Below are 15,579 nucleotides of genomic sequence, written 5' to 3'. Positions count from 1 at the left end.
AGGTATTCGACGTTTGTTTCGTAACGACTAAGCTACTATCTATTTGATTATTGCTTGATGTAGGAGTTAGTGCCATTATTTAGTAGTACACCCCGTATTCGGATTAAATACACGATCGATAGCGATATATCGTTGACCGCCTGTTTCTTGAAATAACCATACTTCATCGCCGACCTTAAGACCGTTATGTACTAAGTACTTCTTACGACCTTTATACTCGTGGTTATGGCTAGCAAATTCTGCATAACCGCCACCACCACTTCGGTTCTCTGTTATATGATCGACACTCATTTCCATCGTCCATTCACACGTATTCTTCGTTAATTTAATACGTTCAGCCGGGATAATTAATTGAGAGTCTAAGGCTATTTGTAGTGGATCGACAGAAACGACGATACCGATTAACATCGTAGCCGGCTTAGTGCTAGCTACAGCATCGACCGCTACATTCTTAATAGTATTAAGTATTCTGTTATAATCGTTTTGCATTATCTAACACCCGTTCTAATAATATGAGTCGGAGGTACGCCATTATGGTATGCGTAGTTAACATCGCTATACTGAATTACAGAACCAGCATCGGTACTATTGCCGACACAGCCACCGTTACCGTCAGCCACAACGACATGTTCTTCTTCGTCATAAATTAAGATATCGCCAGGATTAGCTTGACCAGTATACTCTTCGATAGCATAACCGTTAGCTTCTGCGTAAGATTTAAGACCTGGTACGTCTTTAATACCGGCTTCGTAAGCACCTTTACACATTGAGTTATAGTAAGAACCGGCTAATGTAGCACGATCGACACATCCATTATCGCCATAAGGAGAAGATGTACCGAGTACAGAATCTAACCCTTTTTGTACGGCCGCGGAAGATGTAGCACCAGTACCAGTCGTAGTACCACCTTTAGAAGAACGTTTAGATTTAGATTTCTTAAGCTCTTCGATACGTTTTCTGGCGGCTTCATCGCCCCAGTCTTCAGTCGTAATTTCTGGTACTTCTTTGTCGAAGTAAATGATATCTAAGTCCATAAGATGTTTATGATTATTAAATTTATGTGTAACAGATTCTACGTACACTAATTCGTTAATGATTTGATCGCCGATATCGAAATTAAGCCATACACCAGAACCAGGTCGTATCTCGGTATGACCTAAGCAGTCACTTAAACGTAAGCTATGAGTTTTCTTAGCCGTTAATTCAAGTTCTTTCTTAGCCATATCGATAGCGTTAATATCTTTTTCTTTAGGTTTAAATACTTTTTGAAGTATGCCCCATTTTCTAGACTGTTCTTTAGCGTAAGCTGCACCCGTTCTCCAGTGCTGTTTCTTTTCGACACCACCATCATTAACGTTAGCTTCACGTACTACTAAAATCTGTGTAAATGTATTCTTGTCGATAGAAGAGATGTAATCGTAGTCGCCTACTTGAGTGGAATCGATTAAGATATCCGTTACCATATCGTTTATCTCTTTAACAGTTAATTCACCGTTATCGTCATATGCGATATATAAAGGTCGGCGTAATTTAGGCTTCTCTTCTTTTTTCTTATACTTATCAGTTTTAGATAATTCAGCTATGGCCTGCTCTTTAGTGTACTTATTATCCATTAAGTACTGAATATCGTTTTTCTCGAAGTATTTACCATTCGGAGCTACGATATCGGAATCAGTATCCTTCTTATTGGCTTCACGTAACTGAGCTGAGGTTTCGTTGCCCCAGGAGTTTAATCGCTCTGTAGGATCTTTTTTCTCACCACTCATCGATACGTTATTAAGGCCGCTAAAGCCACCGCGATAACGACTCGGATCTAAAGTCGGAGTCGACTTAATCGGTATCTTAGGAGACTGACCAGAAGTTAACGTTAATATTGTTAAGAAGATATCACGATATGTCGTACCATCGAACACATACGATATCTTAGGTTGTGTCGGAGTAACGGTACCTAGCTTAATACCGACGTCAGCCGATAACGCTACGATTAACTCAGAAGCACTCTTTTCGTTGTTAAAGATATAGTATGCTTCAGAGCTTAAGTAACGACATTGATCGTATGCTGTTACATTAATAAAATTATCTTTATTCCGACGTTTTTCGAAGATATAGCCGACAAATACGAGTTCACCGTTAACCTTAAAATTAACGAGATCGCCTTCTTGTATATCGAGTAAGCTATCCTTAAATACTTTAAACGTTAATTTAGCTGGAGCCAGATCAGGGCTACGATCGAGCGTAACCCCGTCTTGAGGATCCAATAATAAAATTTCTTTACCTTTAAGTACGGTTAACTCATAGTCAATAGAAAGAGGCGCTTGTTTTACTTCTGAATTAAATTCTTCCATAAGTCTTCAGTTTTCCCTTCTTTGTACATAGTTAACGCTTGATTAGCACCTAAAAAGCAAGGTACTGTAATTTTATTTAAAGCGGCGATTTTAAATAAATTATTAGTGTCGCCGAATTGTTGTTTTACGATTCGCTGTAACGTGGCTTTATTAAACCCGTTAGGCGATTTAACTTCTTTCTCTGGTATTTTATCGCTAGGACGTTCTGTCTTAACGGCGGTACTAACCGTACCATCTTTGTTTTCTTCGACTACGAGTTTCTTAGTGCCATAATCACGCCATTCTCTTAACGTGATATCGAGGTAAGCATCGAACCCATATTCATGACTTTCTTTATGTGAAAGACCTTCGATCGTTACACGTTGATTAAGCTGACTTAACATTTCGCCATTCGGTTTCATACGAACGACGATAAAATTAATCGGCTTACCAGCTCTCTTCATTTCGATCAACTGATTCATGTAGTATTCGGCCTTCTTACTTTTCATAAGTAAAGACTGATTAAAAGGATACTTACTATTCGGTAGAAAGATTTCGAAGGAATATTCAGTTAAACCCATAGGCTTAGGAATCGTTACTTCCCCAGTTTGTAATAGATCGATGGTCTCATTCTTGTTGTTATAATTAATATCTAATGACTTAGGAGCAAGAGGTAATTGCATATTATTTAAATAAAAATAGTACATTATAGTGCCTCCGCGGTATTTCTCTTAACAGTCTCGATTAAGCCGTTAGCGAAGTTAGTAGTAAAGTCGCCGTAATTAACATCTTTATCGATCTTATTGTTATTAGTCACATTAATATGGATCGTTCTGTTAGACCATTCTTTAATAGCGTCGTTTTGAACGGATCGGTGAAGGTTCTTAATTTCATCAGCTGTTAATTGGAGTGCTTTAGCAGTTTTTTCAGTATGTTTTGCAGTTTTACCAGTATTCTTAGCTGTGTCTTGAGCGGCTTGTGTAGCGGCATCACGTTTATCATTAGCATTAGCATTATTATCGTCGCCCGGCATTTTAATATCATTATTTAACCCGCCGATAGCATTACTAATACCGTCTGATATACCTTGACCAACTCCAGCGCCCCAGTTATAAGCACTATCGACATAAGGAGACGCATCGATATAGTCCATACGATCCATAATAGTAGTTTCGCCACCATTAATAGCGACACGTTCTAGCTGTAAAGAATCTACATGACTTATTGCGCCACCGAATATCTTATCCATACCAGGAATCTTGTTAATAGAATCGATGATATTATTAACGGCTTTAGCTACGTAACCAGCTATCGCATTCCATATATCGATAAATAAGTTCTGTACAGCACCTAATGGATCTTTCCATACGTTAGCAAAGAAATTAGCGAACGCCGCTATATAGTTCCATAAGCCAACGAATATGTTAGCTACTTGAACGCCAAACTGAGCAAATAATGCGGCTATAGCACCGATAACGCTAACGGAAGTACCGGCCCATTCTTCGTACATATTAATTAATTGGTAAATTATAATAATTAACGCTACGATACCGAGTATAATCCATGTAATCGGTGATGCTAATAATGCAGAATTTAATACGGCTGTTTTGATCGCGGCAAATGCGGCGGCTATCCCCATAGCGGCATATTCGGCCGCTAATAGACCAGCACCGATAGCTACGACAGCCATAGCAGCTTTTAGTACACCGAAGACAGCGGCATGTTGTTGGAAGAATGCCATTACCTTACGAATACTAAAGATAATTACATTAAATACGCCCGTTATAATCGGAGCTATAAATTTAATATTATTAACGATACCGGCTACAAATTCTTTAACTTCGGGAGCATTAGCTAACTTAGTTAGTAAACCGAATAATGGCTGAAACGATCTGATAAGAGTGTTATGGATCTGTGTACCGAGAGAGCTAAATGTTTGAGGCATAGCCGCAAATTTAGCATCGACATCGTCTTGTGCCGCCATAATAGCTTTATGAACAATATCGGCTGTAATCTTACCTTCAGAAGCTAACTTCTTAAGGTTCTCACGAGGTACCTTCATATAATCAGCTACATACTGTTCTAAGATAGGAGCTTGTTCTGCAATCGATCGGAATTCATCGCCTTGAAGTACGCCAGATGTTAATGCTTGCGTTAATTGCGTCATAGCGTTTTTAGCAGCTTCACCTTGTACACCGTTAACGACGAATGCTTTACTTACGATCTCGTTAAATTTAAGTGCCTCTTGTGGATCTGGGAAAATATTCTTAGCGGCTGTCGATAAGTGAAGGACAGATTCCATCATATCTTCGTAACCCATACGAGCACGTTGAGCAGATTCATAAATCTCGTCGTTTAACTGTGCTGCTTTGGCTTGAGATCCCGCAATATTATTTAACCGTGCACCGAAACTAGCAAACTGTTCTGAAGTATCGATCATCTTATGGAAAGAATCAGTAAGCATATTTACGGCCCCGACTGCTACGTTAGCGAGTATGGAACCAGCAAATACTTCACGGAAACCGATCATACTACCTTTAGCAGCTTCGGCTGATTCACCAGATCTATTAATGCTGTTAGATAATTTATTAAAATCTTCGGCCGCCTTATTCGTAGACTTAGCTATCTCATCGAGGGCTGGAGAAACTTTATTCTCTAATGTGATGGTATTTTGTAATTGTGCCATTATTTATTCTTAGCTTTCTCTTCGGCTTTTTGCTCGGCTTCTACTCGAGCTAAAATCGAAGCAAAAATAAAGTTTCGTTCTTGAAGACTCATTTCGTCAAATTCACCCGGTCTAATATGTAGTTTTTGTAGTGCATAGTGGTAAATGGCAAATTCTGGGTTGCCATCGTCTTCTCCACTATGCTGGATTAGTTTTTTAACTCTTCGACCGTGTTAACTTTAGTAGTAAGACCACCGTATTTTTGAATCACTTCGAATAAGTAGTTATATTCGCCAGCAGTTAGCATTTCACCAGCTAAATCTTTAGCAGATTGTACGCCATAGTTATCTTGTAATTCTGCATTCATAAGATCTGGATATTTAACTGTTTTTTCGAGTAAAAGCTCTTTAAGTTTTTCTTGGTTAGTTTCTGTCGTAGGTACACCGTTAACGATAGATACTTTATTAGCTTGATTTTGAATATAATCGATTTCGCGGCCTGTTAATGGTTTAATAACCCATTTAATAGGTTCGCCATTTTCTTCAAAACGTTCAGAAATAACGACTTCAAATTCTTTAGGCTTTTTAACGCCGTCCTTAAAGAAACCGCGAAGAGACATTTGATTGATATTAGACATAGGTAAATTCTCCTAAATGAATAAGAAATATGGGGAGCTTTACGCCCCCCTGTTAGTTATTAGCCTTCCATTTTATCGGAAAGTTTAAATTGTTCTGGGTATTCGATACCGCCAGCAATAAATTCGATTTCTTTTTCGAGGTATTTACCTTCGACATCGAATGCTACAGTATTAACACCTTTAAATACACAGTCTTTTAAGATAACAGTACGACGACCGATGTTACCTACGGAAGTCGGATCTTCGTTAGTCGCGTAAATATCGAAGAAAGTTTGTTCGCCTTTAGTCGCATATTTAATAGCTAAATCATGGAAGATCGGATCGTTATCAAATTGAGATAATTTGCCAGTGATTTTAACTTTAGTTTGACCGGCTTGATCGATAAGAGTACCGAGCACGCCGAATTCTTGAGTTTCGATATCGATCTTATACTCAAGTTTTTTAGCGTTCATAACGCTATATCGTTTACCGTTGATAACGGTATAGCAAGTAGCTAAACGAGATTTAGCTAATTCATTGCTTTTAACTGTTGCCATTTGTGCCATTATTTAACTCCTTATTTAACGTAGCAAGTAGCGTACAATTTATCCATAGCGACTGTCGGGTTGATTTCGTAGTTTACGACTACAGAACCTTTTTCGTCGCCCTCTGTCGGAATTTGAACGTCTTTGGATTCGAATTCTTTAATTGCACGTACTTTAGCATAGTCTTCGAATAATTTAACGATATCGTTCCACAATGCAATACGACCATCTTTATCGTTAGGTGTCTTACCTAGATAATAATTGTTAAATAATCGAGCTACATCGTATGCGGAATTATCGAGTACACGAATAACTTGGTTAAGAGCGAAGTCTTTAGTACGTTCTTTAGAGAATTCAGTGAAAGTATTAACGTCGGATAACAAACGAGTGTTACCTTTAACGTTGCCAGATGCGGAATCTGCTACGTTATGGAATACGATTTGGCCGCCTTTAATGAATTGTTCTAATTCATATTGTTTATATTGAACGTTGAAGTTGTATTCGCCGTCGTAAATTTTATTAGTCAAAGATTTATTAATAGGGCAAGATGCTTCTGCGCCAGTTAACCAGTAGACACCAGCACCAGGTTCAGCACCACTATCTGTTACTTTGTTAGCTAGGGAAATAACGCCTTCATAATTAGCACGAGTATTGTTATAAAGTGCTACTTGGAATTTTTGACCAGTCGTTTCACGTGTACGTTTAGCGAATGCGATAAACAAGTTTTGAATTGTAGTATCGGAGCCAGTATAACCTAATACGTTGAAATAGAATGGTTCGATTAATTCAATATATTTTTGGTAGTCAGATGCTTGTACAGCTGTACCGTTAGTACCACCAGTAAGGTAAGTAGCTGCTTGAGCTGTGAATGCGGACATTTCATTGAATGTTACATATGCATTATTAACGAGTTCTTTAGGTGTAGAAAGACCAGTTTGTTCGTCGACTTTCTTAACGACATCGTCTGTTTTAAGGTAAGTCGTTACGACGAATTTAGATGCATCGTTAATGTCGGCAGAGATAGCGACAGCAATATCGTTGCCACGTACACCACCGCAAGTAGCAGTCGCTACCGTAGATTGTGCTTTAACTGCGTCAGAGTTTAAGCGATATAGATATAGAGTTTTAGTATTGATAAAAAGATCACGAAGACCTTTCATTTTTTCATGTGCATAGTCGTAACCGAAGATTTTAACAGAATCCTTTTGGAATTCTTCTTGTTCGACACGCACGATTTTGCCTGTTTCGCCCCAGTCTAAAGAAAGTGCCATAGTCGCGTAACCACGATCTACGATTTCGGCAAATGCTTTATTCTTGGAAACGAAGTTAATGTATGCGCCTGGCAATGTTTTATTTTGGAAAAGCCAGTAACCGCCACCTAATGCCATAGGGTAGTTCTCCTTTATTAAAATAATTAATCGTTAAAGATTTCGTCATTGAAAACTTCAATGACCGGTTTATTAAGAGTATCTTGTAGTAAAGCTTCAACTTCTTCGATGCTGTATTCGCGATCTTCGATGACAGCGGCAATTAAGTCGGCATATTGTTTAAAACGTTCAGAAGCGATAATTACTTCTGGGCTAAAAGTAGCAACTGGAGCAGTAGTTGTTTCTTCGTTAACGTCACTCACTGCATTAGTATCTACTACTTCGTCAGTTTTCTTTGTTCTTGGCATTATCTGTTACCTCTTGAGTTTGATTTAATGTAAGCATAGGATCTTTATCTAACACTTTTAAGATATGGTATTCATAAGAGACTTTAAAATGCAGTATCCCGTCGGTAACCCTGTGACTCATATCGATACCGTTAAGGAGAGAACCGTCAGAGAGTGTTATATACTCTAAGTCGAAGTATAAACTCTCCGTTACGGGATTAATCTGTACCTTTTGCTCTTCGATATAGTCGTCGTCCGAGATAAAGAACATAATATCGAAGTCATTTCTGCGTTCATAACGTACGTCTAGTAAATGCTTCTGTTCTGTATTAAGTGTCTCTATTACGAAACAAGGAAATTGTGCATCTGATTTAATCTCGTCGATGTATATAGGATATTTAAAACTGTTAAATAATGATTTAGCTATGCCGTCGATGATTTCGTTAATGTAGTTCATTATTTGCTCCACGTTGATAAGTAGTCGTCGAGCGCGTTCTTCATGATCTTGTCTGAAGCTCTTCTCGTAGCCGCTTCTGCCTTCTCTTGCATATGTAAGCCCTTAACAAACGACTTAGTAAGACGTTTACCCAATACGGGTATAAAACGTCCTGGTCGTTGTCTGTGGCCGTCGTTTACATACGAAGCATAGGAAGCTGAATTCTGTACTTTAACGGTAGTATCGTTAATGCGTTCTGCTTCCCACGATCGTCTCATGTGTTCCGATTCTGAACGGTATTTACCGTCCGGCGATATCGCTATCGCTCCGACTGGAGTATTCGCTATAGCTTCTGCCAAATAATGTTGTGCTAAGTTATCGGTGATCTCTTCGTTAAGAGACGATATATTATTCTGAAGCTCTTGTGTCTTCTTTAATAAATCTTCGAATCCCGAGAGGTCGACTGTAACGTTAGCCATTATGTTTACTCTTGAGCGTTAATTGGATCTCTTGGTGAGTGTCGTATAACGCTACTTGTGAGGAAGCTGTATAAGCGAAGTGCCGGTTATTACGGATAACCTCGATATCAGTACCTGGCTTAATCTCGAGATCTGGCGAAATAAATAAGACTACTGTCTGAGAAGATGATGGTAGCTTATTGATAATATCGTTAGTTTGAAGAGTTTTGAATGAAACTCGACAAGGGTAACTGATTGCTTCGAGTTCGCCGTTCTTAATTATGCCAGTGAGAGGATCTTGAATAGCCTTTCGTTGTTCAGTAAGAATACATGTATCTTGATAAAGACGCTCGAAATGTTGACGAGCTACCATTTTAATGTTCGATAACATGTTATGTCTGTACCTTCCAATGAAGTCCATTTACTAATAAGAGAAGATAGATATGATAAGGTATTATCGCCGCCGAATTCGATTTCAGTGTCTCCTTCTTTTAACCGTTTGATTGGCTGAAGGTCAGCTTCTTTAAGAATTAAATCCTTATGGTGATCGATAAACCTTGCGGCTACTCTTTTATCGAGCAGCCCAGATAGTTCGGAAGGCAAATCTTCTAGGTTAAGGATATTAAGAAGATATTGCCGTTCCGCATCATAGATATATTGAAGAACAGAGTCGTATTCTTGCGTCACGTTAAAATGTGTCGCTATACGTATTAGTTCTTTTATTTGATCCATGATATTAACCTATATTATTTTTTGAAAGTTGCTTTTACGACTTTAGATTCGTTAGTCAAACCTACGGCATAATGTGCAGATACTACGATATCAGTAGACAATGCTTTAGCATGACGTTCAGTTTCGAGGTTAGCTTCTGCTTTAGTATAGATAGTAACAGCTGGAAGAGCTGGAGTACCGTCTTCGACTTCTGGAGTCAAGCATACGATGAAGTTATCGATAGTCGCTTTAGAGTCATCGATACGACGAGAAGCAACGACACGACAGCCAGCGATCATACCGATTTCGCCGTTCATCATTACGTCGGCATTATATTTATTGCGGTCAATGAAGTTAGGATCTAGACGAAGAGTAGTTACTTGGCTAGGAGCTACGAACAATACTTTGTCTGTGTTGCCTTCTTCATTCAATTTATCGACAGCTGCTACAACACCTTCATAGGAGATAACTTTTGTGGAAGTAGCTGCCAAAGTAGTAGTACCCAAAGCTGCTAATACGTCATTATCGATTTTGTCTGCCATAGATAAGGATAATTGATAAGTAGCTTGGCCGACAGGATCGCCTAGACCAGAGTTAACTGCTTTATCTGTCAATGTGATAGCTTTACCAGCTGTTTTAATTTGTACAGTTTTAGTAGAAGCGGACATAGTAGCAGTCGTTACTTCAGCGCCTTCTGCTACGTCTTCAGCAGCACCGATATAAGCCCATGCCGGAATAGTTACAGTGTCGCCAGGAACGCCTTTAAGTTCTTCGTTAACAGCTGCGAATTGTGTAAATTTTAATGCTTTAGGCAAGCCAGCAGATACCATATCTTGCATAACTTGAGGGTTAATAATATTTGCGAGTTTCGTTTCGTTTGCCATTGTTAGATGGTCTCCTTGTAATTAATTAGTGAGATAATTCTTCGTACAAATCGGGATCGGATTCTTGTAACTTAACGCGATCGAGATAAGATAATTTTTTGAATTGTTCTTTAGTTAAACCGTTATCGGTTTTAGGTGTAGCTTCCCCTGGTATAACTCCTTTAATAGAATCTTGTTTAAATAAATATGGATCAGATTCTTTTAAAGATTGAATTTGTTCTTGAATACCAGTGATAGTATCGTTATCGTACGTAATCTTAGAGCGATCTAATAAGCCTGTTAAGATGGATTGATTCATAGCGCCGGCTTGCAGTACTTCTTTAGCGATGGCTGTGTCGATTTTCATATTCTTAATATTTTCGACGTAATCGGCTTCTCTTTTTGCTGCGGCGTCTTGAAGTTCTTTGATTTGAGATTGTAATGCTTCGTTCGCTTCGTTAGTTTTCGATAACGTGTTAATATCGTTAGTTAGGTTTTCAATTTCTTTCTTAGCGCTCTTGTATGCATCGTTCTTCTCGTTAAATTGAGCTTTAGATACGTAGTTCTTACCATAATCTTCAAGAATAGTTGCGCATTGTTCTTCGGTAAGGTTAAGGGCTAATAGTTGTTCTTTAGTCATAGGGAAATACTCCTTGCATTAATACGTTCGTTTGATTATCGTGAGTCACATCTCACATTGAATTAATTAGTTAATTTTGTTCTTTATCGTCTACAAAATGTAAAAAGACAATATAATAAGAGTGGCGCCGATTAGGTTAAATAATCGGACTTCCACTCTTCATAAGTCATATCGGGTATGTACTTTGTCTTCTGATCTGGTCTGGATGCTCGCGAGTTAAGCGGTACGTTCGGTATCATCGTCGAACGACAATACGGATGAAATGGCGGTGCCGTTATACCGGGTTTATAATCGGACATCGGTACGATATGTTTATCGAGGTGACGACATATCGAGGACGTATGCTTATCGAGCGTCGCTAAGATCTGGTATTCTTTTACGTTTAACTCCTTAAAGGTATCGTGTAGAGCTAATTCTTGAACGTAAGCTGTTTCGGTTTCGACTAAGCGTCGTACATTCGAGATTTGTGTGTCGAATGTATGTGATATACGTTCTGTTGTACGCTCTGACGGTTCTTGTGCTATAAAGGAACGTGTTATCTCTTGACGTAGCTTTGTGATGAGTACGTCTTTTTGTTGCCATATACGATCGGAGAAGTTTTGTTCGTTCCAGGGTTGCTGTAATGTGGCTAATATCTGTTTCTTAGGTACTTGTCTGAATGTTTGATAGTTACCTAATAGTGATTGTGTAGTATAGGCTGCTTTATAATAACTAGATTGGTATTGCTTAAGAAGGAAATCTGTTAAATGGGTATTAGTATCGGCGGCCATCTCTTCGGCGAATTGTTGTGTATGTATCCAGAGCGCTTCGATGCGTGAGAGACGTGAGCGCAAGGATGCGTTCTCGAGGAGCTTGATCTGCTTAGGAGATAAGTTCTTCTGTTGTGCTAGTTTGATATATTGCTTAAGTGTTAGCTTAAATGCTTTAAGTTCTCTTGCCGTTAATTGTTTCTTGGCTTCTTGTAAGCTTATGCCGTTAGTATCGGCATATTTCTGGTAGAACGACTGTATTTGTGATAGTTGTTTTTCGAGAGCATATTCAGTAATCGATGACAGTTCATTAAACTGTTGTTGTGCATCGAGGATACTTTGTTCTTTATCGCTTAGAAAACGATCTTCCCAATACATGATTAGTTACCTTCGTATGTATAATCTTGGTTAAATACTTCTTGTCGCTCTTTCTTAATTTGTTCGAGTTCTTCGTCGACGTTTAGCGTAAACGGATGATTAGCTACGAGAGTTCTTTCGGAAAGGATGCCGACAGAATCTTTAATTGCATTAATCGTATCTTGTTGGTTAACTGGTAAGTCTCTATTAAAGATAAAGTTAATAGAAGAAATAATCGGAAGACTGTTAAGGGAACGATAGGCATTAATAAAGTCCACTAAATGATGCAGCGACGCTTGGAATTCCGCTTCGAGATCGTTAGCGTCGAGGTCGATATCTGAGTACATCGAATTAATATTCATCTGATTCGGATTATTCGCCATACGGTCGTCCTTAGCATCGAAGCCTCGTCCATTCGTAATAATCGCGCGTTCGAGTTCTTTAATAATCGTCGTATAGTTAGTTGCATCGACGTTAACGTTAAGTGCTTCGACATCGCCTTGTACTTCCGGAGTCGAGGATATTTTAATAACGCCATGCTTGGCTAAATTATGTCGGAATTCTTCGAGGTTAGTGCCGTCGTATCCTTTAAGGACCAAGATCGTATTATGTACGTCTTGAGACATCACGTTAGCGAAGTTAGATATCATTTGATTAAGAGCATCTTGGAGTGTCTTAATACGATCGAGTAAGAATGTTTCGTCTGAATTAGGCTTAAACCAGATCAACGGTACGGACGTCCAATTATAAGAAATATCGTTCTTATGGATATACGCCGTATTTAATTTGGATGTATCGGGAGCTAGTTGACCGTTAGAGTAAATATAATAATGTACGCCTTCGGGTAAGTAATATTCGACGTGTGTTTCGGTCGTCGTGATAGAAGGACTTTGATAGATCTCGACGTCGTAGAAATGAATAAAGGCATCGAGTTGTTTATGTGCTTCGTCGTGCCAGAACGGGATAACGTTTTCTGGTTTAAAGCGCTTAAAGGACAAGTTACCTTGTTCGTCGATAAACGGATGTAGATAACCGATCGAGCATTGGTATACGTCCTTACCTAATTCCTTTAATAGATTTTGAAAGCTTGGATTAAAGTACTCGGTTACGTCGATATCGTCGTCAGTTTGTGCATCGATCTGTTGTGATAATAGATAATTAGTCTTTTGATCGACTAGATCGTCGAATAAGTTATTGATGATTTTATTATTAGGTATAATACCGGACGCATCTTGCATCGTATCTTTCGCTGTATATACAAGATGCTTAGGTTCTTGTTGATTGCCTAAATAATATTGTCGTGATAAAAGCATCTTACGTCGTTTCTTAGAGTACAGGAATTTTTCGTATTCGGCTTGTACAAATTGTTGTTCCGAGATACCTGTATTGCGACGTATGATGTCGATCCATTGTTCGGTAGTATTCATTGGATATCCTTTAGTTAATCGAATGAGAATATAGGAGTTTGTGTATTAATCTTCTCGGCGACGCCTGTTAAAGCATCGGGAGCATCGTCGTGTAGGTTTTTACCTTCACGCTGATAAGAAGTTATGGCTTTATAAAACTCGGGGAATTTGTTGTGCCAGTTTATCGGGAAGTATATATGTTCCATTACCCATGTAGCATTAGATAGTATTCGTGATTGTTTATTCTTTGATTGATGGAACGGTATGATGACTGTATGGTTAGTATTATGTATATCTGTTAAATAATGGGAGATTTGACGTGAGAATCCTCGGCCGCCGTTGTTCGATTCGATGTACGCTTCATTAACTTTATAATCGAACAAATGTTTTGCGACTAAGGGCTCTGTTATCTCCATCGGTTCGTTCGTATATATAACGTCGAGAATATAAGCTTCCTTTTGTCGGATGCCGTATATGATCGAACATAAATAGTCAGAACCTGTATCGGCTGTATCGGTGTAAGATTGTATCTTCTCGAATTGAGGAAGAGTATCGTATGTCTTTAAAGACGAGTATAGCTGTCCTTTAAGGTCGATCGGTTCTTGTTGGTAGTTCGCATAGAATATATCGGGCGATATTAATTTCTTCTTCTCTTCGTATGATTCTCTAGAAAGTACTTCGTCACATAACATCGTTCCGTCGTCTTGAAGTGCTTTAAGCGATACGACTTCGGCATCGTCTTTAAAGTGATTAATAATACGTCCAGCTAAATCATCTGATGCCCAGCGTGTCATAATGATAATGATTTTTCCGCCTTCTTCTAAACGAGATAACATCGTATTAGTGAACCATTCGAAGTGAGCTTGTTTAGTAAGTTGATTATTTGCCTCGAGAGCATTCTTAATAACGTCGTCTATGATCATTAACGTACAGCCGAAACCGGTAGCCGTACCCGAAGGAGATGTAGCAAGATAAGATGAATATTGTCCTTCTAAGGACCACATATTCATAGCCGCATCACCTTGTTTAATCTTTGTATTAGGGAACACGTCGGAATAGACCGGTGTAAATGGATCGGCTTTATTCGTTTGAATAGCATTTCTGACTGACTTAGCGAATTGTGTCGATAAGGTTTCGTTATAAGATCCTGTCATAATCTTTTGTGTCGGATCTTTACCTAAGTACCATTCCGTAAACATAATAGCGGTTCTAGATTTACCAGTACGTGGTGGCATAGATACTATTAATACTTTCTTAGAAGATTGTGATACGAAATGTTGTAAGGTAGCTGTTAAATAAAGAAGATAAGGCCGCGATCTCTTATAAAAATCTGGAGCCATTAACTCGCAATAGTCGAAGAAGTCTCGTCTAGCGAGTTCTAGCTTCGCCTGGTATTGGATATGTTGTTTAAGCTCTGGCGTCATTCTCAATTGGCTTGCTTTAGGAATTCGTATCACCTCCTTCGAGTGTTCGTATGTGTTCGCATAAGTTCAAAAATACATAGGGAGCATTAATCGGGTTTATTATCAATTAACTTTCTAAGCTCTTCTGTTGTAAGGGACTGAACCGGATTATTTATCGTCGTATCCATCTTGATACGTTGTTCATAAGCAGCATCCATCTTGTTTAAGATATCGAGTGCTTTAAGTTTGTCGTTGTACCTTACATCGTCACTGTATATCCATTGAGTAAGTAAGTTACGTCGCTCTTCTATGGTAGCTACTCTATGATCAGCAGTTTGTCTAAATCGTTGTTGTAATTCGGCTATATAAGCCTTACAAGCTGGTTTGTTGAGGTTTTCTAGGCCCATGCTATTTACGACCGATGGGCTGGATTTTGAATAACCAGCTTTAATGACCGCTTCGTTAATAACATTGCCGTTAGAAACGTATTCTTCACAAAACCTAGCTTGTTTAAAAGTGAGCGTATACCCATCTACAACGATTCTTCCTTTGGCGTCTTGTGTTATAGCAATGGATCTCACCTCTTTCGCTGTTTGATATGTGTATGTATTATTAAGTAGTTTATAACTACGAATATATGTTTGGTTGATAAGGCAAAAAAAAGAACCCTCGTCAGAGGGTATCTTTTTTCCAGTAGTAAAAATTAATCAAAGATGTTAGAAAAGGACTAAAATTATGACATCTTCTTTAAG

Annotated in this window: 17 protein-coding genes; all 17 read right to left on the bottom strand. The window is 38.6% G+C overall.

The features are described from left to right. Positions 1–75: 75 nt before the first annotated feature. Positions 76–489, bottom strand: a complete 414-nt coding sequence (locus EL171_RS04505; RefSeq protein ID WP_005386478.1) for a DUF2577 domain-containing protein — start codon at positions 487–489, stop codon at positions 76–78. Beyond that, positions 489–2,345 carry an XkdQ/YqbQ family protein gene (locus EL171_RS04500; protein WP_005386476.1) on the bottom strand — a complete coding sequence of 619 codons (1,857 nt, stop codon included), beginning with the start codon at positions 2,343–2,345 and terminating at the stop codon, positions 489–491. The genes EL171_RS04505 and EL171_RS04500 overlap by 1 nt, the downstream gene beginning before the upstream one ends. Continuing rightward, positions 2,321–3,031: a hypothetical protein gene (locus tag EL171_RS04495; protein WP_005386474.1), complete on the bottom strand. Its 711-nt coding sequence runs from the start codon at positions 3,029–3,031 to the stop codon at positions 2,321–2,323. Before EL171_RS04495 ends, EL171_RS04500 begins: the two co-directional genes overlap by 25 nt. Next, a complete protein-coding gene (locus tag EL171_RS04490) occupies positions 3,031–5,010 on the bottom strand; it encodes a tape measure protein (protein ID WP_005386471.1) in 1,980 nt (659 codons plus the stop codon). Before EL171_RS04490 ends, EL171_RS04495 begins: the two co-directional genes overlap by 1 nt. Positions 5,011–5,197: 187 nt before the next feature. After that, positions 5,198–5,626 (bottom strand): phage tail assembly chaperone, encoded by a 429-nt coding sequence (locus tag EL171_RS04485; protein ID WP_005386470.1) that lies wholly within the window; start codon positions 5,624–5,626, stop codon positions 5,198–5,200. Positions 5,627–5,685: 59 nt separating this feature from the next. Continuing rightward, a complete protein-coding gene (locus tag EL171_RS04480) occupies positions 5,686–6,171 on the bottom strand; it encodes a phage tail tube protein (RefSeq protein ID WP_005386468.1) in 486 nt (161 codons plus the stop codon). Positions 6,172–6,182: 11 nt separating this feature from the next. After that, the gene (locus EL171_RS04475) at positions 6,183–7,538 is read right to left on the bottom strand and encodes a phage tail sheath C-terminal domain-containing protein (RefSeq protein ID WP_005386466.1); all 1,356 of its coding nucleotides are present in this window, start codon (positions 7,536–7,538) and stop codon (positions 6,183–6,185) included. A gap of 26 nt (positions 7,539–7,564) precedes the next feature. Beyond that, on the bottom strand, positions 7,565–7,825 hold the full coding sequence (locus EL171_RS04470; RefSeq protein WP_005386464.1) for a hypothetical protein: 261 nt from the start codon (positions 7,823–7,825) through the stop codon (positions 7,565–7,567). Continuing rightward, entirely contained in the window at positions 7,803–8,261 is a 459-nt protein-coding gene (locus tag EL171_RS04465) for a phage tail terminator family protein (protein ID WP_005386463.1), read from the bottom strand. Before EL171_RS04465 ends, EL171_RS04470 begins: the two co-directional genes overlap by 23 nt. Next, complete coding sequence (locus tag EL171_RS04460) at positions 8,261–8,719, bottom strand: HK97 gp10 family phage protein (RefSeq protein WP_005386461.1); 459 nt, start codon at positions 8,717–8,719, stop codon at positions 8,261–8,263. The genes EL171_RS04465 and EL171_RS04460 overlap by 1 nt, the downstream gene beginning before the upstream one ends. 345 nt (positions 8,720–9,064) lie before the next feature. Next, complete coding sequence (locus EL171_RS04455; protein WP_005386458.1) at positions 9,065–9,430, bottom strand: hypothetical protein; 366 nt, start codon at positions 9,428–9,430, stop codon at positions 9,065–9,067. Between the two features lie 14 nt (positions 9,431–9,444). Beyond that, positions 9,445–10,293 (bottom strand): N4-gp56 family major capsid protein, encoded by an 849-nt coding sequence (locus EL171_RS04450; RefSeq protein ID WP_005386457.1) that lies wholly within the window; start codon positions 10,291–10,293, stop codon positions 9,445–9,447. A 25-nt stretch (positions 10,294–10,318) separates the two neighbouring features. Next, on the bottom strand, positions 10,319–10,912 hold the full coding sequence (locus tag EL171_RS04445; RefSeq protein ID WP_005386451.1) for a phage scaffolding protein: 594 nt from the start codon (positions 10,910–10,912) through the stop codon (positions 10,319–10,321). A gap of 131 nt (positions 10,913–11,043) precedes the next feature. Further along, positions 11,044–12,039 carry a minor capsid protein gene (locus EL171_RS04440; protein ID WP_005386441.1) on the bottom strand — a complete coding sequence of 332 codons (996 nt, stop codon included), beginning with the start codon at positions 12,037–12,039 and terminating at the stop codon, positions 11,044–11,046. Positions 12,040–12,041: 2 nt separating this feature from the next. Next, positions 12,042–13,445, bottom strand: a complete 1,404-nt coding sequence (locus EL171_RS04435; RefSeq protein WP_005386440.1) for a phage portal protein — start codon at positions 13,443–13,445, stop codon at positions 12,042–12,044. Between the two features lie 14 nt (positions 13,446–13,459). Continuing rightward, positions 13,460–14,881, bottom strand: coding sequence for a phage terminase large subunit (gene terL, locus EL171_RS04430; protein WP_232013655.1), 1,422 nt, complete (start codon positions 14,879–14,881; stop codon positions 13,460–13,462). Between the two features lie 53 nt (positions 14,882–14,934). Continuing rightward, on the bottom strand, positions 14,935–15,408 hold the full coding sequence (locus tag EL171_RS04425; protein ID WP_005386437.1) for a terminase small subunit: 474 nt from the start codon (positions 15,406–15,408) through the stop codon (positions 14,935–14,937). Positions 15,409–15,579: the final 171 nt, after the last annotated feature.

Source organism: Veillonella dispar (assembly GCF_900637515.1).
Taxonomy (GTDB): domain Bacteria; phylum Bacillota; class Negativicutes; order Veillonellales; family Veillonellaceae; genus Veillonella; species Veillonella dispar.
This window is presented reverse-complemented; position numbering and strand designations above follow the sequence as displayed.

Coding starts and splice junctions, on each gene's coding strand:
- EL171_RS04505 (WP_005386478.1), bottom strand. CDS start 489: ATGCAAAACGATTATAACAGAATACTTAATACTATTAAGAATGTAGCG.
- EL171_RS04500 (WP_005386476.1), bottom strand. CDS start 2,345: ATGGAAGAATTTAATTCAGAAGTAAAACAAGCGCCTCTTTCTATTGAC.
- EL171_RS04495 (WP_005386474.1), bottom strand. CDS start 3,031: ATGTACTATTTTTATTTAAATAATATGCAATTACCTCTTGCTCCTAAG.
- EL171_RS04490 (WP_005386471.1), bottom strand. CDS start 5,010: ATGGCACAATTACAAAATACCATCACATTAGAGAATAAAGTTTCTCCA.
- EL171_RS04485 (WP_005386470.1), bottom strand. CDS start 5,626: ATGTCTAATATCAATCAAATGTCTCTTCGCGGTTTCTTTAAGGACGGC.
- EL171_RS04480 (WP_005386468.1), bottom strand. CDS start 6,171: ATGGCACAAATGGCAACAGTTAAAAGCAATGAATTAGCTAAATCTCGT.
- EL171_RS04475 (WP_005386466.1), bottom strand. CDS start 7,538: ATGGCATTAGGTGGCGGTTACTGGCTTTTCCAAAATAAAACATTGCCA.
- EL171_RS04470 (WP_005386464.1), bottom strand. CDS start 7,825: ATGCCAAGAACAAAGAAAACTGACGAAGTAGTAGATACTAATGCAGTG.
- EL171_RS04465 (WP_005386463.1), bottom strand. CDS start 8,261: ATGAACTACATTAACGAAATCATCGACGGCATAGCTAAATCATTATTT.
- EL171_RS04460 (WP_005386461.1), bottom strand. CDS start 8,719: ATGGCTAACGTTACAGTCGACCTCTCGGGATTCGAAGATTTATTAAAG.
- EL171_RS04455 (WP_005386458.1), bottom strand. CDS start 9,430: ATGGATCAAATAAAAGAACTAATACGTATAGCGACACATTTTAACGTG.
- EL171_RS04450 (WP_005386457.1), bottom strand. CDS start 10,293: ATGGCAAACGAAACGAAACTCGCAAATATTATTAACCCTCAAGTTATG.
- EL171_RS04445 (WP_005386451.1), bottom strand. CDS start 10,912: ATGACTAAAGAACAACTATTAGCCCTTAACCTTACCGAAGAACAATGC.
- EL171_RS04440 (WP_005386441.1), bottom strand. CDS start 12,039: ATGTATTGGGAAGATCGTTTTCTAAGCGATAAAGAACAAAGTATCCTC.
- EL171_RS04435 (WP_005386440.1), bottom strand. CDS start 13,445: ATGAATACTACCGAACAATGGATCGACATCATACGTCGCAATACAGGT.